The organism is Flavobacterium panacagri, assembly GCF_030378165.1.
Lineage (GTDB): Bacteria > Bacteroidota > Bacteroidia > Flavobacteriales > Flavobacteriaceae > Flavobacterium > Flavobacterium panacagri.
This window is the reverse complement of sequence record NZ_CP119766.1, coordinates 5,819,264-5,842,847: the sequence shown is the minus strand read 5'-3', so window position 1 is coordinate 5,842,847 and position 23,584 is coordinate 5,819,264. Positions and strand designations below refer to the sequence as shown.

The following is a 23,584-nucleotide window of genomic DNA, read 5'->3' as shown; positions in this document are numbered from 1 at the left end:
AAATGAAAAACACATTATTATTGATTGCTTTAAGCTTAGCCAGTTTTGGTTTCGGCCAAGGTAATACGCATAAACAACAGGGAGGAAAATTTGATGGACTTGCCATGACGCCACCAATGGGCTGGAACTCATGGAATACTTTTGCAACCAATATTGATGAAAAGTTAGTAAAGGAAACAGCAGATATTATGGTTTCGTCTGGTTTAGTGACCGCTGGATATAATTATATTGTGTTAGATGATGGATGGATGACGCATGAGCGAGATGAAAATGGAGATTTGGTGCCAGATCCAATAAAATTTCCAAACGGAATGAAAGCGTTGATTGATTATGTGCATAATAAAGGGTTAAAATTTGGTTTGTATAATTGTGCAGGAACAAAAACTTGTGCAGGTTATCCTGGTACAAGAGGTTACGAGTATCAAGATGCTAGATTTTATGCGAAACTAGGAATTGATTTTCTAAAATACGATTGGTGTAATACAGAAGGAATTACGGCTAAAGAAGCTTATACAACTATGAGTAATGCGCTGAAAACGGCTGGCAGACCAATTGTTTTCAGTCTTTGCGAATGGGGTGACAATCAGCCATGGGAATGGGGAAAACCAATTGGAAATCTTTGGAGAATTTCGGGAGATATTTATCCTTGTTTTGACTGCGAATTCAAACATCCTGAAAATTGGTCTTCTTGGGGATTTATGAAAATCGCCGATATGCGAAAAGATATTCGTAAATATTCGGAACCAGATCATTGGAATGATTTTGATATGATGGAAGTTGGAAATGAAATGAATGCTACTGAAGATAAAACACATTTTGCAATGTGGTGTATGTTGGCATCTCCATTATTTACAGGAAATGATTATAGAAAGATGTCTAAAGAAACTTTGGCAATTTTAACGAATAAAGAATTGCTATCTGTAAATCAAGATAAATTAGGAATTCAAGGATTTAAATATGCTATTTTAGATGGAGTAGAAGTATGGCTAAAACCGCTTTCAGACGGAGCTTGGGCAGTGACTTTTGTAAATAGAACAGAAACAGTGAAGAAAGTCAATTTTGATTGGAATAAAAACAATTTTAAAGATGTTGATTTTGGATATGAAGCAGATTTTGCAAAAACAACCTTCAAAATAAAAGATCTTTGGAAAAATAAAGAAGCAGGAAATACGAAAAAAATATTTAGTACTACAATAGCTTCGCATGATGTGGTTACTTTAAAATTAATTCCTTAAAAAAATGTATTATGAAATCTAAGCTTTATTATGTCATTGTTTTTCTTTTGATTTTTGTACACGCTTCAAAAGCCCAGTTTGTAAAAAAACATGGACAGCTAAGTGTTCAAGGAACACAGTTAGTAGATAAGAATAATAATCCAATTGTTCTTCGAGGTTTGAGTTTTGGCTGGCATAGTTTGTGGCCAAGATTTTATAATGAAAAAGCAGTAAACTGGCTTAAGAAAGATTTTAATTGTAATATAGTTCGTGCTGCAATGGGGGTAGAACTTGGAGATCTTTCGTATATAAATAATCCACAGTTTTCAAAAGAAAAGGTTGAAGCGGTGGTAAAAGGTGCTATAAAATCAGATATCTATGTAATTATAGATTGGCATAGTCATAATATAAATTTAAAAGAAGCTAAAGAGTTTTTTGCAGAAATGTCAAAAAAATATGCCAAGTATCCTAACATTATATATGAAGTATTTAATGAACCCGATTATGAGACTTGGTGGGAAGTAAAAAATTATGCTGAAGAAGTAATTCGGGTGATTCGAGAAAACGATCCCAATAATATTATTCTAGTAGGCTGTCCTCATTGGGATCAAGATATTGATCTTCCTGCTGAGGATCCTATAACAGGCTATACTAATATAATGTATACAATGCATTTTTATGCGGCAACACACGGAAAAGAATTAAGAGATAGAACTGATGCAGCGATAAAAAGCGGTCTGCCGGTTTTCGTATCAGAATCAGCGGGAATGGAAGCTTCTGGAGATGGACCGTTAAATTATAAAGCTTGGCAGGATTATATTGATTGGATGGAAGCTAAAAAAATAAGTTGGATTACTTGGTCTGTATCGGATAAAGACGAAACATGTTCGATTTTAAAGAAAACTGCTGGATCTGAAGGAAAATGGAAAGATGAAGATTTAAAAGAGTCTGGAATAAAAGTCCGAGAGTATTTAAGAAAATATAATAAGTCGGAATAATAAAAGAATAAACAGGATGGCCCGCTCAAAATAAGAGTGGGCTTTTTTATTGTAACTCAGTTTTTGATTCTTAAGATTGCCTGTGATTTTAGTGTTTTTTGATATCTTTTTTTTGTAAGAATTGTTTTCTTCGATTTTGTATTTGAGTTTAGGCTTTTTTTGTTATTTGTAAATAGGTTTGTTTTTTAATTTTTTATTGTTACCCCTAAAATTTTAGGGGGTAAATGTTTTTTAAGTGTATTTTTTTAATGTTTTTTGTTTTTAAATAAGGTTGATTTTTGTTTTAATGTGTGTTTTTGGGTGTTTTTATGTGTAAAACTGTTATTGAATTTTCAAAAACAATTAAAGAATAATATCAAATAACGATTATTGTTAATTTAATTTTTGTAATCCGTAATTCTTCACTCAAAACGTCAAAAAAGCTGTTTTGAATTATTCTGATGATACAAAAGTTAATAAATTCGCTAATGAAAATGATGATGATTTGAAGGCGCATGAAAGGTTTTAGAAATGACTTATACTATTACATAGATATATAAAAGATTAACTAACCAGAATCAATTTAATAACTAAAAACCAATTTAAAACATGAAAAAAGCATTTCACATTTTAGCCGCGATGTTAACAAGTTCTTTTGCCTTTGCCCAAGAAGAGGAAGCAGCCGCTCCAGCAACCACATGGGGAGGTTCTGCAGATGCGTACTATAAATATGATTTTTCAAAACAAATGAATGGATTAACGAGCTTCACCAACTCACAAAATTCATTCGAATTAGGAATGGCGTCGATAGAAGCAGGTCATACGTTCGGAAAAGCTTCTGTTTTTGTAGACTTAGGTTTCGGAAAAAGAGCAGCAGAGTTTTCGTATAATGAAACACCGGATAAAGATGCAAGTGCAAAATTTTTAATTAAACAGTTGTATTTTACCTATAATGTAACGGATGAATTTAAGTTCGTTGCGGGTAGTTTCGGAACTCATATAGGATATGAAGTTTTAGATGCTGTAGATAACAAAAACTACAGTATGTCGTATGCTTTCTCATACGGGCCGTTCTTTAATACAGGTGTAAAAGCTCAGTATACTTCTGGGAAATTTACAGCGATGTTAGGATTAACAAATCCAACCGATTTTAAATCGGCTATGGATGCGGGATCTTACCAAAAAACGTTCATTGGACAAGTTGGATATATTGGTGATACAGGAAGTGCTTATTTGAACTTTACAACAGGAAGTACAAATGCAATACCAGGAAGTATCATTCCGGTGTCAGATGAGAATAAAACTCAGTTTGATTTGACTGCGTCTAAAACTATTAGTGATAGTTTCTCTCTTGGATTAAATGCGACTTATGCAAAAACAACAAATGATTTTGATAGCGCTTTAGATGGAGAATGGTTTTCATTAGTAGGATATGCTAATTATTCTTTCAGCCCATCATTATTATTGGCTTACAGAATGGAATATTTTGATGCTAAAGATGCGGCACCAAGTATGGGAACATTAACAGGATCTAGTGTATTTGCAAACACAGTTTCTTTAAATTATAAAGTTGGAAAACTTACAATTATTCCTGAGTTAAGATACGATGCAGCGTCTGAAGATATATTCTTAGATAAAGATGCATTGCCAACAGGAGGAAGCTTCTATGCTTTAATTGCAACAACATACTCTTTCTAGAGATAAAGATTGATATTTTTTTTTTTTTTTTGGAGCTGTCGAAACATATTAATGTTTTGGCAGCTTTTTTATTTTTAAGAATTATGAGTTTGGGGTTAAGAGTTAGAGGTTAAGAGTTAGAGGTTAAGAGTTAGAGGTTAAGAGTTACAAGCTAGAAGTGAAAGTTGCAACTGTACATTGTTAAATCGATTATAACTGTGAAAAAATATTATTTGTTGTATTTGTTACTGTAGAGATACTCTGCAGTGCATCTTTTTGCGCACCATATTCTTATTATTTTTCTCAAGTTGATTGATTATATAAATAAAAAAACGCATTTCCTTATTAGAAATGCGTTGTATATTTTAAACCAATTTATATTATTTATTGAACTTGTTTCTTGTAGATAGAATAAATAGTATCAATTGTTTTTCTATCTAAAGTTGAGGTTGTATCTGTTTGAATATAATGTAACTTGAATGCTTGAATTGCTGCAGTAAGATTTTTGGTGTTATAGCCAATAATTCTTAGCGCAGGTTCAATTTTAAAATCAAATGGCGCAGGTTCTAAAACTTCGTCCTGCCAGATTCCAAAGCCTTTTTCTGCAAGTGTTTTCCACGGAAACAATGCACTTGGATCTTGTTTTCTTCCTGGAGCAATATCGGCATGACCTATGAAGTTTTGAGTTGGAATATTGTAATCCTTTTTCAATTTTGTCAATAAAGCGACTAAACTGCTGATTTGTGCTTCTGTAAAAGGTTTAAAACCATTGTTGTCAAGCTCAATTCCAATAGAGCAGGAGTTTAAATCAGTTACTTTTCCCCAAGTTGAATTTCCTGCATGCCAAGCTCTAAGGTAATCATTAAGCATCTGAACTACTTTTCCATTTTCAGAGATCACATAATGAGCACTAACCTGAGTTTTGGTTTTTGTAAAAGTATTTATCGTTTGCTGCAATGAATCTTGAGCAGTATGATGAATAATAACAAAGCTTGGTTTTCTTAAATTAAAGTTTACCGTGCCTATCCATTCCGTATTAATTCCATTTTGCAGATAAGTTGAGCTTGTTTTAGATAATGTATCTTTTACAATTTTCAACTGCTGAGCGTAAGTGGTATCAATAACAACATTTGCAGCAGGAATTGGCTGTGTTTCTTTACTGGTAATTTGGTTTTCAAGAGTTTTAAGCTGCTGATCGTACGCTTTTTCAGTATTCTTATAAGGATTCGTTGAGCAAGCGCTGACAATAACAGCCAAAATCAGATAACAAAAATGCTTTTTTGTCATAATACGTTGTTTATAAGTTTAAACGATTATTATTCAGTTTTCGTATCTGTATTTTCTTTTACTTCTTTAGTATCCTCTTTATCTTTTTTCTTTTTTGATTTTCCTTTTTTCACCTCTTTAAAGGTTTCCATAAAAGTTTTGTACTTATCAACTTGGTCTGGATTTAGGAATGCACTTATTTTTTTATCTGTGCTTTCTCTCAAGGCTTTTATTTGTTCTATTTTTTGTTCTTGGTTGCTGCTTTCATTTTTCAATAAGATACCTTGCTCTCTTAAACTGTCTGCAAGAACATTTGTAATTGCTATAGCTTGAAGATCGTCCAGTTTTACTTCAGGCTTCATTGCATCTACAATTTTTGCAGCGGTCTCTTCTACAGGAATTTCTTTTGGTTTACTTGGTGTTCCTTGTTGCTGCCCTGCCATCATACTTCTATCCATTCCCATTCCGCCGCCTCTTCCGTAACCATTACCATAGCCATTGTTGTAGTAACCATTACCGTATTGTGCTGAAACAGAGTTGAAACAAAATAAAGTAAAAACCAAAATAATTAAGTTTTGTGTAAGTTTCATAAAAGTATTTTTGTCTAGTGTTAACAATTGTTCAGCGTAAATTTAAGCAGGTTCTCCGTATAAATCAAATTCTGTTGCTTCAATTATCTTGATATTAACAAATTCACCAGTTTTTACATAATGTTTAGAAGCATCTATTAAAACTTCGTTGTCAACATCAGGGCTGTCAAACTCTGTACGCCCCACAAAATGAGCGCCTTCTTTCCTGTCAATAATACATCTAAAAACTTTGCCTACTTTTTCTTGGTTTAAATCCCATGAAATTTGAGATTGTAATTCCATGATTTCATTTGCACGAGCTTGTTTTACATCATCTGGTACGTTGTCTTCTAACAAATAAGCATGAGTATTTTCTTCATGAGAATAAGCAAAGCATCCCATTCTGTCAAATTTCATTTCTTGAACAAAATCTTTTAAGATTTCAAAATCTTCTTGTGTTTCACCAGGATAACCAACAATAAGAGTTGTTCTAATAGCCATTCCGGGAACTGCAGCGCGGAAATCTTTCAATAACTGCGTTGTTTTAGCCTGAGTTGTGCCACGGCGCATTGATTTCAAGATTGAATCTGAAATATGCTGTAAAGGAATGTCAATGTAATTGCAAATTTTTGGTTCACGTTTCATTAATTCTAAAACGTCCATAGGGAAGCCAGTTGGGTAGGCATAATGAAGGCGAATCCATTCAATGCCTTCAACTTTTGCTAATTCTTCAAGAAGTTCAGCAAGATTTCTCTTTTTATAAAGATCAAGACCGTAATAAGTTAAATCCTGAGCAATTAAGATTAATTCTTTAACTCCGTTTTTTGCTAATCCCTGAGCTTCTTTTACTAATTTCTCAATTGGCTGAGAGACGTGTGAGCCTCTCATTAATGGAATGGCACAGAAACTACAAGGTCTATCGCAGCCTTCTGCAATTTTTAAGTAAGCGTAGTTTTTTGGAGTTGTAGTTAAACGCTCTCCAAGTAATTCGTGTTTATAATCTGCTCCAAGAGCTTTTAGTAATTGAGGTAATTCTGTAGTTCCAAAATATTGATCTACGTTTGGAATTTCTTTTTCTAAATCTGGTCTGTAACGCTCAGATAAACATCCTGTAACAAAAACTTTATCAACAAGTCCTCTGTCTTTTTTATCAGCGTATTCCAAAATCATGTTTACTGATTCTGCTTTTGCATTGTCAATAAATCCACAAGTATTAATTACAATAATGTTTCCTTCTTTTTCTGCTGGAGCTTCATGTTCAACTTCTTTTCCATTCGCACGCAGCTGTCCCATAAGGACTTCACTGTCATAAACATTTTTTGAACACCCAAGAGTGATTACGTTAATTTTGTTCTTTTTTAAAGACTTGGTTCTCATACTTTTATAAATTGGAGTGCAAAATTACACTTTTTTATTCAAACACCGCTTGTTTAGGTTTTATTTAGATGTTTTTTATATAGGTTTTTAAGGAAATAGGTAGCGTAGTTTACGGGTAAAAAAAATCCGCCAAATTGATTTTGACGGAAATTTTCATTCATCTATTTATTCTTAATTACAATTCAAATAATAAAGTAAGGGTTACATTGTTAAGTTTTGAAGAGATGTTAGCTCCGTCTGTAAAACCTGTTGCAAAAAATCCTTGATTTGATTTTCTTTCTAAATAAGAGTAAGCTAAGTCTAATTTAGTGCCGCCAAAGTTGTATCCTAAACCACCAGAGTAACTTGTTAAGTCACCAATGGTAGTGCCGTTTTTATATGGGCTTCCTTCAAAACGATATCCACCTCGTAAGCTTAATTGTTTTATTTTGTATTCGCCACCAATTCGTAATTCTCCAGTACTAGTTAAAGTGTTGCTGATGTCACTGTTAATTCCTCTGAAACCAGCATCATTTATAGGTTTGAATTTTGTGTTTCCGTAATTTTTTACAGCATAATCGATGCTCAATAATCCTGATTTTCCAAACACATAAGCGGCGCTGAATGTCCATTTGTCTGGAGTTTGTAAAGTATAAGAGTCGTATACGTTTACTACATTAGGGTTTACATTTGCATTTAAAGGCTGTCCGCCATCTGCTTGTCTTGTAGTATTGATGCTTTGAGAGGTTTCGTCATAAAGTTCATACCAAGTGTTAGATTCGTAAGCAATACCGAGTCTAAAAGCTTCAGTTACTTTTCCAATTGCTCCTAGCTGGAAAGAAAAACCATTTCCGTAAGTGTATAATTCATTGTTGAAACGTAAATTTGAAATCGTTTCGTATGGTTGTAGTGCATTGATATTGTCTTCGTAAAAACTTGAAGATCTTCTGTAATCAGTCACATGAACATTTAAATTAGCTCCAAAATAAAGTCTGTCTTTATAAGAAGTGGCGATATTGAAGCTTACTTTACTGTTGTAACCTCGAGTGTAAATTTCGTTTTCTTGGTAATAATTACCTCCTTCGGGAACGTTGCTGATATATTGAGTGTTAGTGGCTGTATTAGCTACAGGGTCAATAACGTACCCATGATATCCCATGTAGGCTTGTTGTCCTCTATAGTCAAGATCTCGGTAGTCTAGTCCGTCAATGTCTTGTAGCTGAATTCCGTCAGCAAAAGCTAGGAAATATCCGTCTATAGAATTAGTTGGGTTTGTTCCAGCAGAAAAAACACTATTATTGAAATTATTAGTGTTTTCATAAGTCGCTCCAATAGCAATTTTATTCCATCCGTTATTTGGGTTTCTGTCTTTGAAAACAAAAACACCGCCTGCTTGGTTTAAAATGAAAGAATTCTTTTTATCAGAAGTTTCAGTGCCAAAGTAGTTTGAATTGTTTTTAACATTTTGATTGCTAAATGATATTCCAACTTGATTAGTATTGAATATTGCGGATCCAGCTGGGTTTACGCTTAGAGCAGATAAATCTCCTCCAACAGCTCCAAAGGCACCGCTCATGGCTCTGAATCGCGCAGTTCCCGTTAAATTATCTTGGGCATAACGTAAAGCATCTGAAACTTCTTGAGAATATGACGCGCTGACAGTTAGTCCTGTTATAAGTAGGAAAAGTATTTTTTTCATTTGGATAAGTTTTAGTTTGAATTTGTTTACTGAAGAGAAAGTTATCTTCTTCCTCCTCCGCCACCGCCAGATCTCATTCCTCCACCGCCACCGCCGCCAGACGATCTCATGCCACCTCCACTACTGTTCATAGAGCGTGATGGGCTGCTAGGGGTGTAGCTTCTAGATGAGTTGCTGTTGTTGCTAGGGGTGTAGCTTCTGTTTGTTGTGCCACTATTGTTGTTGTAAGATCTTCTATTGCTAGAATTGCTGTAGTCTGCACTGTTAGTGTTGGCTCTCCTGTTTGTAAATGTAGGACTTGTCGTGCCTCTGTTGTAAGTAGAGTTTGAGCTTCTTCTGAAATCTGTGTAGCCATTGCTATTAGAAGACCTGTTTGTCGTGTAATTTCTATTTGTGTTGTAGCTGTTTCTGTTTGTGGTGTAGTTTCTGTTTGTGGTAAAACTTCCTCTGTTTGAAGTGTAACTTCTGTTGTTTACGTAATTTCTGTTTCCGTAATATGCGGCAGAACCTCTTCTTCCATAAGAATAGTTATAGTTGTTGTAGCCGTAGTAGCTACCGCCGCCCCAATATCCTGGATAACCCCATCCTGGCCCCCAATAACCCGGGTAGCCCCAAGCGTATCCTGGATATCCCCAGCCAGCTCCCCAATAGCCACCGCCCCAGTATCCTCCGTAACCCCATCCGTAGTATGGGTATCCCATTCCGAATCCCATTGACCACATTGGGTCAGAATAAACATTAACGGAAACTTCTGAACTGCTACTTCCCCATGCAGGATATCCTACAGAAGCAGTTTGAGTGCTGTCGCTTTCAGAGTAATTAGTATAGTTGTCAACGTCTGTAAAAATTTCAGTTGGCTGATTGTCATCCTGCAAAGATCTGAAGTAGTCTTTGTATTGATTGTTTGTGCCACTGGATTGTTGCACATAGCTGTTTGATGATGAATTACCATATACTCCGTCATTTTCATAATAAGAGGAGTTTTGGTAAGAACCACACGACGCTAGTAATAAACTCACTAATCCAATTAAGTAAAAATGATTAGAGTTTCGGCGAAGAGAAATGTTAGTTTTCATATCTGTGGTGATTTTTATTGTTGCACATTACAAAAATAGTTAGTTTTGTCAAACTATTTAGTTAAAATTATTGAAAACAAAATTTGTGCCAAACTATATAATATGAGTAAGAACCTCACTACAAGATCAGAAGATTATTCGAAATGGTATAACGAGCTGGTTGTTAAGGCAGATCTAGCTGAAAATTCAGGAGTTAGAGGATGTATGGTGATTAAACCGTACGGATATGCTATTTGGGAAAAAATGCAAGCTGAATTAGATCGTATGTTCAAAGAAACTGGACATCAGAATGCTTATTTTCCTTTATTTGTGCCTAAGAGCATGTTTGAGGCTGAAGAGACAAATGCTGAAGGGTTTGCAAAAGAATGTGCCGTTGTGACACATTATAGATTAAAAAATGATGAAGAACGACCAGGGAAATTAATGGTTGATCCAAATGCTAAATTGGAAGAAGAACTTATAGTTCGTCCGACTAGTGAGGCTATTATCTGGTCTACATATAAAGGATGGGTGCAGTCTTATAGAGATTTGCCTTTATTGATTAATCAATGGGCAAATGTGGTTCGTTGGGAAATGCGTACGCGTTTATTTTTGAGAACTGCTGAATTCTTATGGCAAGAAGGGCATACTGCTCATGCTACAAAAACAGAAGCTATTGAGGAGTCTGAAAAAATGATGAATGTATATGCTGATTTTGTTGAGAACTTTATGGCAATTCCGGTAGTAAAAGGAATAAAAACAGAAACAGAACGTTTTGCCGGTGCTGATGAAACCTATTGTATTGAAGCATTGATGCAAGATGGGAAAGCGTTACAAGCTGGAACTTCTCACTTCTTGGGTCAGAATTTTGCAAAGGCATTTGATGTTAAGTTTGCTAACGCTGAAGGAAAACAAGAACATGTTTGGGGAACATCATGGGGAGTTTCAACTCGTTTGATGGGAGCTTTGATTATGACGCATTCTGATGATCAAGGATTGGTTTTGCCTCCAAATTTAGCTCCGATACAAGTAGTTATTGTTCCGATTCATAAAACAGATGAGCAGTTAGCTCAGATTACAACTGCTGTTAATGAACTGGCTGTGAAATTAAGAAAATTGAAGATTTCTGTAAAATACGATGATAGAACAACTCAAAAACCGGGCTTTAAATTTGCTGAATGGGAATTAAAAGGTGTTCCGGTTAGAATTGCAGTTGGTCCAAAAGATTTGGAAAATGGAACTTTCGAGGTTGCAAGACGTGATAATTTGACAAAAGAAGTTGTTGAGGGAGAAAAAATCGTTAACTATATAAATGATCTTCTAGAACAGATTCAAAAAGACTTATTTGACAGAGCACTAAACTATCGTAATACACATATTACGGAAGTGAATAATTTTGAGGAGTTTAAAGAGGTTTTAGAAGGTAAAGGAGGTTTTGTATCTGCGCACTGGGATGGAACTGCTACTACTGAAGAGAAGATAAAAGATTTGACAAAAGCGACCATTCGTTGTATTCCTTTGGATGCTGTTGAAGAGGCGGGAAGCTGTGTGTTTACAGGGAATCCTTCTGCTAAAAGAGTGCTTTTTGCGAAGGCGTATTAAAAAAAAATAAAAAAAAATGTATCAGCTATTGTGCAACTAAAAAATAGATGTATCTTTGCATCCGCATTAGAGAAATACATGGTCCGTTCGTCTATCGGTTAGGACGCCAGGTTTTCATCCTGGTAAGGGGGGTTCGATTCCCCCACGGACTACTTTTTTTTCTGCAATTTTAAGTTCTTTAGCTTGATATAATGGTCCGTTCGTCTATCGGTTAGGACGCCAGGTTTTCATCCTGGTAAGGGGGGTTCGATTCCCCCACGGACTACAATTTCAATTTTACATAAATTGAAGAAAACTTAGAAGAGAACTGGTCTGTTCGTCTAGGGGTTAGGACTCCAGGCTTTCGTCCTGGTAACAGGGGTTCGATTCCCTTACAGACTACAAAAATTAGTTGTAAATAAGTTTTATAAAATAAAAATTGGTGTCTCGGTTTTTATTTTATTAGTTAAAACCAAAGTGATTGTTTTTCAATTGTGGGAGGTTTTTCTTTATTTAACTAGTATTTATAATAATTATTACATCTAAAATTAAAGAAAATGGCAAATCATAAGTCAGCATTAAAAAGAATCAGAAGCAACGAAAAGAAAAGAGTTCTTAACAGATACCAACATAAAACTACTCGTAACGCAATTAAAGCATTAAGATTAGCTACTGACAAATCTGATGCAGCTGCAAAATTATCAACTGTAATTTCTATGATTGATAAATTGGCTAAAAAGAACATCATTCATGATAATAAAGCTTCTAACTTGAAGTCTAAATTAACTAAACATGTTGCTAAATTGTAATTAAATACAATTTTTAAATATATAAAGTCCTCTTCTAGAGGACTTTTTTTATGTTTAATGAGATTTTAGTAATAAAAAAAAATCCAAATTCTAATTTTATTTATAATTGGAATTTGGATTTTCTTATTTAACAGTCCGTTGTGTGAAATTTTAAGTTTTTGAGGTGTTTGTTTTATGATTTGAAAATTACTTAAGGGGTTATTTTTTTCTTAAGATACTCAAGCATTGGTAATGTGATTGGTTTTGATAGGAAGTCGATAATAATTGGGTATTTTTTAGCCTTTGCAAGATCATCAGGGTCAATTGTAGAGGATAGAACAATTACAGGGACGGAGTTGAATTCTTTGTAATCTGAAGAGGTAAAATGATCTAGAAATTCCCAGCCGCCCATTATAGGCATGTTTAGATCTAGAAAAATCAATTCAGGTTTTTTTTTGTTTTTTTCGTTGGTATATTTTAAGGTGTTGAAATGATGGAGTGCTTCTTCACCGTTTTGAGCTGTAATAACTTCATGTGAAAATGAAGATTTAGAGATTACTTTTTTGCATAACATCAGCGTGATGGGGTCATCGTCAATGCATAAAATCTGCTCGAGCATAATAATTAATTTTTAAATGTTATTGTAAATGTGGTTCCGCTGTTGACTTCGCTTTCTATAGAAATTATTCCTCCCATTGTTTCTACTTGCGATTTTACTAGATAAAGACCTAGTCCTTTGCTGTCTGGGTAATTGTGAAATCTTTGATAGAGTCCAAAGACTTTGTCTCGGTTTCTTTCTAAATCGATTCCTATGCCATTGTCTTTAAAGGTTAATACTGTTTTGTTGTCTATTTTGTCTGCCGTTATCGATATTTTGAGTTTTCTATTTTCTGATTTATATTTGATTGAATTGGTTAGCAGATTTAATAAAATGCTTTCAATATAGGCTTTGTTTGTAATAAGTTCAGGGACTTTGTCAAATTTGAGTTTAATTATAGGTTTGTGTGATTCTATTTGAAAAGAAAGCTGGCTGAAAACATTTTCAAAAACTTCTTTGAGTAAAACCTCTTCTTTTTGCATGGAAGGATTGTCTTTGATAATGATAACTTTTACTAGATCATTGATCGTTTCGTTTAGTAAATGTGTTGATTTGGTAAAGCCTGTCAGGATTTCTTCGAGCTCTTCGTTTTCTGTTGGAATGTCTTCCATTAGATTGAGTAGTCCAATCAAATTAGATAAGGGAGCTCTAAGGTTGTGTGATGTTATGTAAGAAAATTGCTTTAAATCTTTATTGTTTTGGGTTAACTCTCGAATAAGATGTTCTTTTTCTGTTTCCAGCTTTTTTTCGTCAGTAATGTCTCTTTGTATAGAGATCCAGTGCGAAATAACACCTTCATTGTTAAAAATCGGAATCATAGAAAAACGAACCCAATATTCTTCTTTGTTTTTAGTGTAAGTTATAGTTTCGATCAAACACTCTTCTTCGTTTTTAATGGCTTTTAAGAGTTTTTTTAGTTCATCAGAGTCAGAATTTGGTCCTTTAAAAATGTTTGCAGATTTACCAATTATTTCGTTGGATAAATATCCAGACATTTGAGAGAATGCAGGATTAACATAAACTATTTTTGGAATTTTTCCATCGGGAGAATTGGCTTCTGTGATTAAAATAGAATCTTTGGATTGTGTAATTACTGTTTCCAGAAGTTTTAAGCGTTGTTCTTCTTCCTTTTGTTTTGTAATATCTTGAATAGCTCCAATCATTCTAATAGCTCTGCCATTTTCATCTTTAAGCAAAAAAACTCTGTCAAGAACATATTTATAAGTTCCGTCAGCACATCTAAATCGATATTGATCTTGCCATTTTTCTGTTTTCTGTTCAATAAATGAATATAATTTTATTGACATTCGGATGCTGTCTTCCGGGTGAATTTTGTCAAACCACCACTTGGAAGTTTTCCCTACTTCTTCGGGGTTGTAACCAAAAACACTTTCAATGCCTTTATTCCAATTAATACGATCCTCTTGAATTTTCCAATCCCAAATCGTGTCGCTGGTAGCTTTTGCTACAATGTCATATTTCTCATTAGATTCTTTTATTTCTTCATTAGTCTTGTTTAGCTTTTCAAAAAATGATATGTTTTTTTGTTCATTCTTTGAAAGTATAAATCTGAAAACTAATCCAGTAATTAAAATAAAAATAATGTCTTTTATTAGGGATAAGTATAGATAATCTGAGAAAGAAAAGTAAATGATGAGTAATTTATGACATACAACAGCCATAATTATCGAAATGATTATGTAAATAAGAGTAATTTGGAGAGTTTTACTTTTCATTACTTCAAATATAGTTAAATTAACTATAACTAAACATATGTTAATGCTATTTTGAGCGCTATATTTTGACGTTTTATATTAACTAATTGATTGTATATACGCAAACTATGTCAGAAACGTTTTTTTTTAGAAAATAAAGTGTACCTTTGCGCCCATTAAAAATCACAGATGGAATCTATTAGAAACATTGCAATTATTGCCCACGTCGATCACGGTAAAACAACTTTGGTTGATAAAATTATGTATCACTGTCAGTTATTTCGTGAAAACGAAAACACAGGTGATTTAATCTTAGATAATAATGATTTAGAGCGTGAGAGAGGTATTACAATTACTTCTAAAAACGTATCTGTTCAATATAAAGGAACAAAAATCAATATTATCGATACTCCAGGTCACGCCGATTTTGGAGGAGAAGTAGAACGTGTATTGAACATGGCCGATGGTGTATGTTTGCTAGTTGATGCTTTCGAAGGTCCAATGCCTCAAACTCGTTTCGTTTTGCAAAAAGCGATTGATTTAGGATTGAAACCATGCGTAGTTATCAATAAAGTGGATAAAGAAAACTGTACTCCTGAAGAAGTTCACGAAAAAGTTTTTGACTTAATGTTTGAATTAGGTGCTACTGAAGAGCAATTGGATTTCCCAACTGTTTACGGTTCTGCTAAAAACAATTGGATGTCTGATGATTGGAAAAATCAAACACAAAACATTGAGCCACTATTAGACATGGTTATTGCTAATGTTCCAGCTCCTAAAGTTTCTGAAGGAACTCCTCAAATGTTGATTACATCTTTAGATTTCTCTTCTTTTACAGGTCGTATCGCTATCGGACGTCTTGAAAGAGGTGTGTTGAAAGAAGGATCACCTATTTCTTTAGTAAAAAGAGATGGTAAAGTAATTAAATCAAGAATTAAAGAATTACATACTTTCGAAGGTTTAGGCCGTAGAAAAGTAGAAGAAGTTGTTGCGGGAGATATTTGTGCTGTTGTAGGTATTGAAGGTTTCGAAATTGGTGATACTATTGCAGATTTTGAAAACCCTGAGGCTTTACAAACTATCGCTATCGATGAGCCAACAATGTCTATGTTGTTTACAATTAACGATTCACCTTTCTTTGGTAAAGAAGGTAAATTTGTTACTTCTCGTCATATCCGTGAAAGATTGACAAAAGAGTTAGAGAAAAACTTAGCGATGAAAGTTGGAGAAACTGATTCTGCTGATAAATTCATGGTTTTCGGTCGTGGTGTACTTCACTTGTCTGTTCTTATTGAAACGATGAGAAGAGAAGGTTATGAGCTTCAAATTGGTCAGCCACAAGTTATCATCAAAGAAGTTGATGGTGTGAAATGTGAGCCAATTGAGGAATTAACTATCGACTTACCAGAAAACCTTTCAGGTAGAGCGGTTGAATTCGTTACAATCCGTAAAGGTGAAATGCTTTCTATGGAAGGTAAAGGAGAGCGTATGATCATTAAATTCAACATTCCATCTCGTGGAATTATTGGTTTAAGAAATCAATTGCTTACTGCTACTGCTGGTGAAGCTATCATGGCACACCGTTTCATTGGATACGAACCATACAAAGGAGAAATTCCTGGACGTAACAACGGTTCATTAATCTCTATGGAAAATGGAAAAGCAATTCCTTACTCTATCGATAAATTACAAGATCGTGGTAAATTCTTCGTTGATCCAAACGAGGATATCTATGAAGGTCAGGTAATTGGAGAAAACACTCGTAGCGACGATATGACGGTTAACGTTACTAAAACGAAAAAACTTTCTAACGTACGTTCTTCTGGAGCTGATGATAAAGCTAGAATTATTCCTGCTATCAAATTCTCTTTAGAAGAAGCTTTAGAGTACATTCAAAAAGATGAGTATGTTGAAGTTACTCCAAAATCTTTACGTTTAAGAAAAATCTACTTGAGCGAAACAGATAGAAAAAGATATAAAATCTAATAAATTTTAGATCTCAATATAAAAAATCCCAAATTCCTTCCGAAGTCTCGGAACTGGAGTTTGGGATTTTTTTTGCTATTTATTGGAATTTTAAAGATCTATCTTTTTAAACTGAAATGACCTTTTACTTCTCGTCCATCTTCCAATTTTATAGTATACCAATAATCATCGGCAGGCATTGGACTTCCGGTATACGTTCCGTCCCAGCCATTACTGGTAGAAGTAATTTGTTTAATTAATTTGCCATATCGATCGAAAATAAGGATTTTGGCACCAGAATTTAATGTTTCATTTGCTCCTTGAATGTTCCAATAGTCATTATATCCGTCATTATTTGGAGTGAAATATTTTGGGATTCCAAGAACAGCAATAGTTTTTGAAATTTTTCCACAGTTATTTTTATCATTTACATAAAGTTCATGTATTCCAGCACGAACATATTCAAATGAATTTGATTCTTGGAAAGGGCCATTCGGATCGTCAATACTATATTCATAGTTTCCAGTTCCTGAAACATTTACTTCGACAGTATTAAAATCAGATAAGTCTGAAATAGATACCGAATCAAGATGTGCTATATCCGAAGCAGTAACGGTAATAGTTCTTGTTCTGCTGCAGCTGTTTTCGTCTTTGGTAAAAACTTCAACAGTATATTTTCCTGGTTCGTTAACATCAAGGGTTTCATTTGTTTCTCCTGGTATTATACTTTCGTCTTTTGACCAAATATAAGTGTATGTACTTGCTGTGGTATTTCCGATAATTCCTGCATCAAGTTTAATGAAAAATGATGGTAAATTGGAACAAACCAATCCATCAGCGCTTTTATCACTGTTAATATCTATGTTAGGTTTTGCATTTACTTTTAATGTTATAAAAGGTCCTATTCCAAAGCAAGCATTATCCAAATTACTGTCTACCCTTACCCAAATATTCTGCTGATTTGGTGTAGTATTTCTATAATTCGAATTATCTGTAATTGCATTAATTTCTGCGAAGGCATCTATTTCATTTGCATAATACTTTATCGAGTAATTTGTTCCTGCAGAAGGGAGCATAGCTTCGATTTCATGAGTAACAGAGCTAAAATCAAAGGATGTGATTCCATCTGTATCGGTACTTAAATTATCAATAGAATCGTCACAGATTGCAAAAGACCTTTTAAAACTTGGATCTATCTGTGTTGTTGAAACGACTAGATTTAATTGAGAAACCGAAAAACAGCCATTTGAATTCTCTACTCTAGTCCAAATGCTTTTATTTCCACTTGTATACGATAGCGGATTTGAAATCAATGTTGTGGCATCTTTTGTATTTGCGCCATTTAAAGTAGTGTAATAGGTAAAGATCTCATTTGAAAAATTATTAGAAACAAAATTGTTTTTTTCAGTTACATTAAAATTAGAAATACCATCAGTGTCGTCATCACATTGTACAATGGTTACGGGCGAATTTAGAATAGGTAATGTTAGAAGATTAAAACTCACTGAATTTGCCGAAATCAAACCGCAAGCATTGTTATTTCTATTTAATTGTACACGATATTGATATCCACTCATAGTTTTGCTTGTTTTCTGTATCGTCAAAGCCGTAGTTTTAGTTCCAGAATAAAGGGTATTCTCGGGTACTGCATTCCAAATAGTTCCGCCATCGGTTGAAAACTGCCATTGAAAGCTGTCGGCATTAGATTCAATTACAAAAGTTGCTTTTTCGAGTTCACAAACTGTTTGATTTTCGGGCTGTTTGGTTATTATAATTGGAGTTGCAATAATATAATTGCCATTAGGAGGTGTATAACCATCTGTTCTGCTGGTAACAATTCCAAAAGAATTTACAATTACAGGAGTATTTCCTAATTGACCATCAAAGTCAGGATCAGTAAATCCAGCTTCTATGACATCGTTACAGCCATCGTTATCACTGTCGAGTTCAGTATAGTTTTTTATGCCGTCGTTATCAGAATCTAAAATAGTGTAATTTAATTTTCCGCTGTCGGGATTCGTTTCTAATGCATCAGATAATCCATTATTTCCAAAATCCATTGTGTCAATTACTCCATCTCTGTTGGCATCCGGCGCATTACTTCCAGATTCGACTAAATCGTATATTCCGTCATTATCACTGTCTAAATCAAGATAATTAGGAATGCCATCTTTGTCGGTATCTAAAGGAGGTGCTGTTAAAGAAAACATATCGTCCAATCCATCTAAATTAATGTCAGTATTGGATAATGGTTTAGGTGTTGTTTGTGATTCTATTAAATCAGGAATACCGTCATTGTCTGAATCTAAATCTAATTGGTCTGGAATTCCGTCTCCGTCAGTATCTTTTGGAACACAAGTTGCAATTAGCTTAAAAGTTGATTTATTACCGGCATCATCTGAAAGATTTTTGTGAGAGATTTTAAACGATTGGGTTTGATAAGACTGAAATTTGAATGTGCCGGTTCCAGCTGGTAAAGGAATATTTCCATTTAATCGGAAACGAATTTCAAACGAAGAAAACTCAGTAACACCACTTTCATATATCCCATCATAATTAGTATCAATTAATAATTGATTGTCAGGATTTAAAACTGTAAAAGTTTTATTGATATCCGAATTGATAATGTATTCAGAATTAGGATTTAAAAATTCATCAGCATTTGCCGCAGAACTGTATTCCAATCGAAGATTTATTGGTTTAGCAAAATTTAAAGCATAGCTTACAGTAGAACCTTTTCCTGGAGCGACATGGGTAACAAAACTTCCATCTGTATTACCACTAAAAGGAACTGGGACTGAAATAAGATTGGTAACCAAACCTGAAAAAGAATTAGAATAAGTCCCCACTTTGACCAGTCCTGAATTTGGGTTTGAAATATTTATAGCTTGATCGCCATAAGATTCGGTACAGTTTGTTATGCCATCATTATCATAATCGATGTCAATATTGTCATTTACTAAATCATTATCTTGATTAATTGGACATTCGCTTACTGGAATTTTGTCAGAGAAAATATTGGTAACACAGCCAGAAATACTGCCTCTTACCTGATAAAAACCAGGTTGGGTAGGAGTATAGTTGTTTTTAGTTTCGCCTGGAATCAGAACATCGTCTTTGTACCATTGAAAAGTATCATAAGAAGATAAGGTATTTATTTTTAAAGATACATTTGGGATGCATGAAGAGTTATCGAGTGTAATTTTACTGCTTACAATTTCTGGTTTTAAATCAAAACCAGAATAATATCCCCCATAAGTTGCCGCTCCATTGGTTCCAAAGTAAGAAACATATATTTGCTTGGTTGATTTTACAGCTATATTTCCAGCTAAATTAGGAATGCTGTAACGTACAAAATCTGCTGTTCCCTGAATTGCGACAGGTGTTGCGCTAATAGGGCTGTTGTTTAACAAAACTGAGGCTCCAGTTTCGGTAACAATATTTAGATAACCGTTAAAAGTATTATTGCCAATAGATTGAATCTGAGGTATGTTGTCAACTGTATTTGGAGTAGCACAGTTTATCGGAGGAACAAAAAACATATTTTGATTAGCTGGAGCATCAGTTCCTGCAATACTTTGGTAAGCAAATACATTGGCAGATGTTTTTACATATAAACTTCCGTTGTTAAATTGGCTTCCATCAATTGCAATGTATTCACCGCTGTTAAGTATTTTATAAGGAGTAGAAGAACCATTAAGAAATATCTCGGTATTATTATAATGTGCTACCAATAAAACACGTTCTAATTCATCAGTTCCAAGACCTTTTATAAAAATGTATTCTTTTCCTGTTTTTTCTAACGAAACAATTTGATCAAATCCCACATCTCGTCCAGCAATATAAGGTGAACCATTTATAGTATTTATTGCGGTACTATTGCTTCCTCCAAATGAACCTGAATTAACAACAACTGATTTGTCTGAAGTAACCAATGCACCAATCATTTTGGAGCTATTTGAGGGTTGCGAATTATCAATATTCACTAAAGCGAGTACATAACTTTCATTCTTATTTAAAGTTATCGTTATTGGGCCAGAAACTATTGTTCCATCCAAAAGCTGAGTGCCGTTTTGAATATTGGATATAGTGACTTTAGTTCCATTTTCAGTAGCCATGATGGAAGCAAAGTTTAACAACGTTTCATCATAGAGAGGATTTAACATAGCGCCTAATCTAAAAGTAGTACCAAGAGCACTATTTCCTTTAGACACTAATCCTCCGGCATGATTATACTCTTTACTAATTGAGAGCCCAGCATTGACCCTTGCACTGACATAAACTAAATCTTCAGCCTCAATAATATACCCTCTGTCTGCTATAACTCCAATATTGGTTAAAGGGGTGAATAATTGTGTGGTAAGACCTGTACCAATATAATAACGATAAGGATTGGTATTGTTTACAGTTCCATTTATTACACTGCCTCCGTTAGCTATTATTTTAAAATTTACATTCGTAACGCTTGGAGTCGAAATATATAAATATTGATCGTTTGCAAATCCTACCACAGAAACTAACGGCGGTATATAATGCGTTTTACTGAATTGAGAAAAGCAATTTAAAGTAAAAAAAAGAAACAGGAGAAAGAGTACTATTTTTTTCATTGGCTTGGTAAATGGCTGTCACTGATTTGAATCGCCAAAACCAAAAATAGGATTTATTTTAATGATCCTATAAAATAAGATGTTTTTTCTTCTAAAAAAAGAAAAATTTAAGATTTTGAAAAATCTTCACTTCATTAAGACCAGAAACTAACTATTGTTATTAATGTGTTGTTATCTCTTTAAACTAAAATGTCCTTTTACATTTCTACCATCAATAAAAATTAAGGTAAACCAATAATCATCAGAAGGTAATTGTTTTCCGTTGAAATTTCCTGTCCATCCTAGACTGTTTTGGTTCATTTGTTTCAATAATTTTCCATAGCGGTCAAAAATACTTATGGTATAATCAGGAAGTGAATTAGAATCTTTAATAACCCATAAATCATTGTATCCATCCCCATTTGGAGTAAAAAATCGTGGATAGTCTAAAACATAAACTAGGTAAAAGTTAGACAAACCGCATCCATTTTTATCTCTCACGACTGCAGTGTAAGTCCCAGGACTAATTCCATTAAACATTGGATCGTCTTGAAATGTTAGTCCGTCTAATGAGAATTCGTAATTACCTGTGCCATTATATTCAATTAAAACAGAATTGTCATTTCCAGAAAAATCTTTGACAACAGCATTTGTTATCACAGCAGGTTCAGATGAAATTACTTTAAAGTTTTTTGTTTTTTCACATCCATTGACATCTTTTACGGTCACAGAATAATCTCCAGCCGAATTAATATTTATTGTGTCTGAAGTACCGCCATTGCTCCATAAATAACTGCTGAAACCTGAAGCAACAGACAAAGTAAGAGTATTGTTTTGGCATAGATATTCAGATTCGTCTTCAAAGTTTGGCGGATCAAAAGTGTTTATAACGAGAGGGACAGGCACAACGTCATAACAATCAGGGCCATTGACCACTCTGGCATAAATGGTCTGATTGTAAGGAATTGTATTTCTAAAGATATTTGGTAATGGATTTGTTTCAGTTAATGCATCATTTGCAGTTAAAAAATAGATAGCAGTTAAGCCACTTGGAAGACCAGTCATGATTTGTGGTGTAACTTCTGAATTCAAATCAAATTGATGCAGTCCATCTTGAATTTCATCTCCATCACAAACATTTATTGGAGCGGGATTCACAATTGAAGTTGAAGCAATTTGCAGTGTCACTGTTGCAGTTATAAAACATCCAAATTCATTTTCTAAACGAGCATATATAATTTGGTTATTAGCTGTATTTATATAATGTTCTGGTGACGAAATTTTATTGGTTTTATTCTGCGCATCTGCCAGTGTTAGATAATATCCCTCATTTATAATGCTTGAAACATTATTTTTTATAATATTATTTGCTTTGGTTAGATTGAAAATGGAGATTCCGTCATTGTTATCGTCACATTGTAAAAGAATAGTATTTGTTGAAAGAATTTCAGGAGCAAATTCAAGTTTAATTTCTCCAACTACTGCACAAGTTGATGGTGCAAATGTTACTTCTGCCTTATAGTTTCCGGTTTCTGTAGCACTATACGATGAAGCATTTGCTCCACTAATTTCTATATTGTCCTTAAACCATTTGTAAGTATAAGACGGAGATAGTTTTGTATCCAATACTATTGTTTCTCCAAAACAAACGGTGTTATTGTTTGCGGCTGTTCTATCTTCACCAAAATCAATTTTTGATGTGAAACTGCCCGCTTGCAAGAAGACGGCTGAATCGTAATATTGAAATCGGTCATCGCCAATAACAAGCTTAATGTGATATGTTTTTCCTGGTGTTACATTGGTTCTGGCATTCATTACAACAGTTTGCCCTGTAAAATTTATTGGTGCCGATGCGGGATTAAAACCATTAAAATATTGCGGATTTACTTCAGGACAACCATTATAGTTATTTCCATTTCGATCTTTTCCAGGTACAATTGTAGGATGAATATTCAAGGAAGAAACGGGAATATTTGTATTAGGTATGGTGGCTATATTTTGATACATATCGCTTGTTCCTGCTTCTTTAATTAAAAAAGCAAAACCATCTGAATAGGAACAAGGATAGCCATATTGGTATTCATTTGAAGCAAAAATGTAATTGAAACTAATTAAATCGGTTAAGGGAACAAAATCAAACTCTAAGGATGTCGCGTTGACAGAAGTAATTCCTAAAGCTTGATCTAGATCTGGATCACCAAGCCAAACATTACTCCCTCCTCCAGTTGATGCAGTATATGGGCCAGCTATTTCTATTCCCATAGAAGTACTTAAAACAACGCCCTCAGAAAATGGAAAATTGCTTGTACCTGAACTAAAATAAGCATAGCTCATAGGTACAATAGGAAAAGCTCCATCTCCCTTACCGGCAGTATTACCAATAGCGAGACAAGAGCTGTTAACTAAAGTGTTTTCTACTAATTGCTTTGGCGTTCTTGCGCCATCTATAGTGATTACTTGTGCATTGGCACAAATACATGTGAAGTTTACAAGTAATAAAATTAAAAGGCTTTTAAAATAATTCATAGTATAGCAAAT

At 34.0% G+C, this 23,584-nt stretch carries 15 protein-coding genes and 3 tRNA genes; 9 read left to right on the top strand and 9 right to left on the bottom strand.

The features are described from left to right. The first annotated feature begins 2 nt into the window (after positions 1-2). The 3 genes from P2W65_RS24780 (at position 3) to P2W65_RS24770 (ending at position 3,889) form a co-directional block, all read left to right on the top strand. Positions 3-1,235 (top strand): glycoside hydrolase family 27 protein, encoded by a 1,233-nt coding sequence (locus P2W65_RS24780; protein WP_289662370.1) that lies wholly within the window; start codon positions 3-5, stop codon positions 1,233-1,235. An 11-nt stretch (positions 1,236-1,246) separates the two neighbouring features. Then, positions 1,247-2,212 (top strand): glycoside hydrolase family 5 protein, encoded by a 966-nt coding sequence (locus P2W65_RS24775; protein ID WP_289662369.1) that lies wholly within the window; start codon positions 1,247-1,249, stop codon positions 2,210-2,212. Between the two features lie 588 nt (positions 2,213-2,800). Next, complete coding sequence (locus P2W65_RS24770; protein ID WP_289662368.1) at positions 2,801-3,889, top strand: outer membrane beta-barrel protein; 1,089 nt, start codon at positions 2,801-2,803, stop codon at positions 3,887-3,889. Between the two features lie 363 nt (positions 3,890-4,252). Here the strand turns inward: P2W65_RS24770 and P2W65_RS24765 are convergent, their stop codons facing one another. From P2W65_RS24765 to P2W65_RS24745, 5 genes are all read right to left on the bottom strand, one after another. Continuing rightward, positions 4,253-5,155, bottom strand: coding sequence for an N-acetylmuramoyl-L-alanine amidase (locus P2W65_RS24765; RefSeq protein WP_289662367.1), 903 nt, complete (start codon positions 5,153-5,155; stop codon positions 4,253-4,255). A 29-nt stretch (positions 5,156-5,184) separates the two neighbouring features. After that, positions 5,185-5,724, bottom strand: coding sequence for a hypothetical protein (locus P2W65_RS24760; protein WP_289662366.1), 540 nt, complete (start codon positions 5,722-5,724; stop codon positions 5,185-5,187). Positions 5,725-5,766: 42 nt separating this feature from the next. Then, entirely contained in the window at positions 5,767-7,080 is a 1,314-nt protein-coding gene (gene rimO, locus P2W65_RS24755) for a 30S ribosomal protein S12 methylthiotransferase RimO (RefSeq protein WP_229349212.1), read from the bottom strand. Between the two features lie 175 nt (positions 7,081-7,255). After that, complete coding sequence (locus tag P2W65_RS24750; protein WP_289662364.1) at positions 7,256-8,758, bottom strand: OmpP1/FadL family transporter; 1,503 nt, start codon at positions 8,756-8,758, stop codon at positions 7,256-7,258. 41 nt (positions 8,759-8,799) lie between these two features. Then, the gene (locus P2W65_RS24745) at positions 8,800-9,834 is read right to left on the bottom strand and encodes a hypothetical protein (RefSeq protein ID WP_289662363.1); all 1,035 of its coding nucleotides are present in this window, start codon (positions 9,832-9,834) and stop codon (positions 8,800-8,802) included. A gap of 102 nt (positions 9,835-9,936) precedes the next feature. Between P2W65_RS24745 and proS the strand changes: the two genes are divergently transcribed. The 5 genes from proS to rpsT all read left to right on the top strand — a co-directional run bounded on the left by proS (position 9,937) and on the right by rpsT (position 12,203). Next, the gene (gene proS, locus P2W65_RS24740) at positions 9,937-11,415 is read left to right on the top strand and encodes a proline--tRNA ligase (protein ID WP_289662362.1); all 1,479 of its coding nucleotides are present in this window, start codon (positions 9,937-9,939) and stop codon (positions 11,413-11,415) included. A gap of 80 nt (positions 11,416-11,495) precedes the next feature. Beyond that, positions 11,496-11,567: transfer RNA gene (locus P2W65_RS24735), tRNA-Glu, on the top strand. Between the two features lie 41 nt (positions 11,568-11,608). After that, positions 11,609-11,680: transfer RNA gene (locus P2W65_RS24730), tRNA-Glu, on the top strand. Between the two features lie 44 nt (positions 11,681-11,724). Continuing rightward, positions 11,725-11,796: transfer RNA gene (locus P2W65_RS24725), tRNA-Glu, on the top strand. 155 nt (positions 11,797-11,951) lie between these two features. After that, positions 11,952-12,203: a 30S ribosomal protein S20 gene (gene rpsT / locus P2W65_RS24720; RefSeq protein WP_091492106.1), complete on the top strand. Its 252-nt coding sequence runs from the start codon at positions 11,952-11,954 to the stop codon at positions 12,201-12,203. A 190-nt stretch (positions 12,204-12,393) separates the two neighbouring features. Here the strand turns inward: rpsT and P2W65_RS24715 are convergent, their stop codons facing one another. Together P2W65_RS24715 and P2W65_RS24710 are read right to left on the bottom strand one after the other, a co-directional pair. Next, a complete protein-coding gene (locus P2W65_RS24715) occupies positions 12,394-12,801 on the bottom strand; it encodes a response regulator (RefSeq protein ID WP_289662360.1) in 408 nt (135 codons plus the stop codon). 5 nt (positions 12,802-12,806) lie between these two features. Then, positions 12,807-14,516 (bottom strand): PAS domain-containing sensor histidine kinase, encoded by a 1,710-nt coding sequence (locus tag P2W65_RS24710; RefSeq protein WP_289662359.1) that lies wholly within the window; start codon positions 14,514-14,516, stop codon positions 12,807-12,809. A 168-nt stretch (positions 14,517-14,684) separates the two neighbouring features. On the opposite strand from P2W65_RS24710, the gene typA reads away from it, so the two are divergent. Continuing rightward, on the top strand, positions 14,685-16,481 hold the full coding sequence (typA, locus tag P2W65_RS24705) for a translational GTPase TypA (RefSeq protein ID WP_289662358.1): 1,797 nt from the start codon (positions 14,685-14,687) through the stop codon (positions 16,479-16,481). A gap of 98 nt (positions 16,482-16,579) precedes the next feature. Here the strand turns inward: typA and P2W65_RS24700 are convergent, their stop codons facing one another. Both P2W65_RS24700 and P2W65_RS24695 read right to left on the bottom strand, forming a co-directional pair. After that, positions 16,580-21,067 carry an FIDD domain-containing protein gene (locus P2W65_RS24700; protein ID WP_289662357.1) on the bottom strand — a complete coding sequence of 1,496 codons (4,488 nt, stop codon included), beginning with the start codon at positions 21,065-21,067 and terminating at the stop codon, positions 16,580-16,582. A 171-nt stretch (positions 21,068-21,238) separates the two neighbouring features. Then, complete coding sequence (locus P2W65_RS24695; RefSeq protein ID WP_289662356.1) at positions 21,239-23,572, bottom strand: T9SS type B sorting domain-containing protein; 2,334 nt, start codon at positions 23,570-23,572, stop codon at positions 21,239-21,241. Positions 23,573-23,584 lie beyond the last annotated feature (12 nt).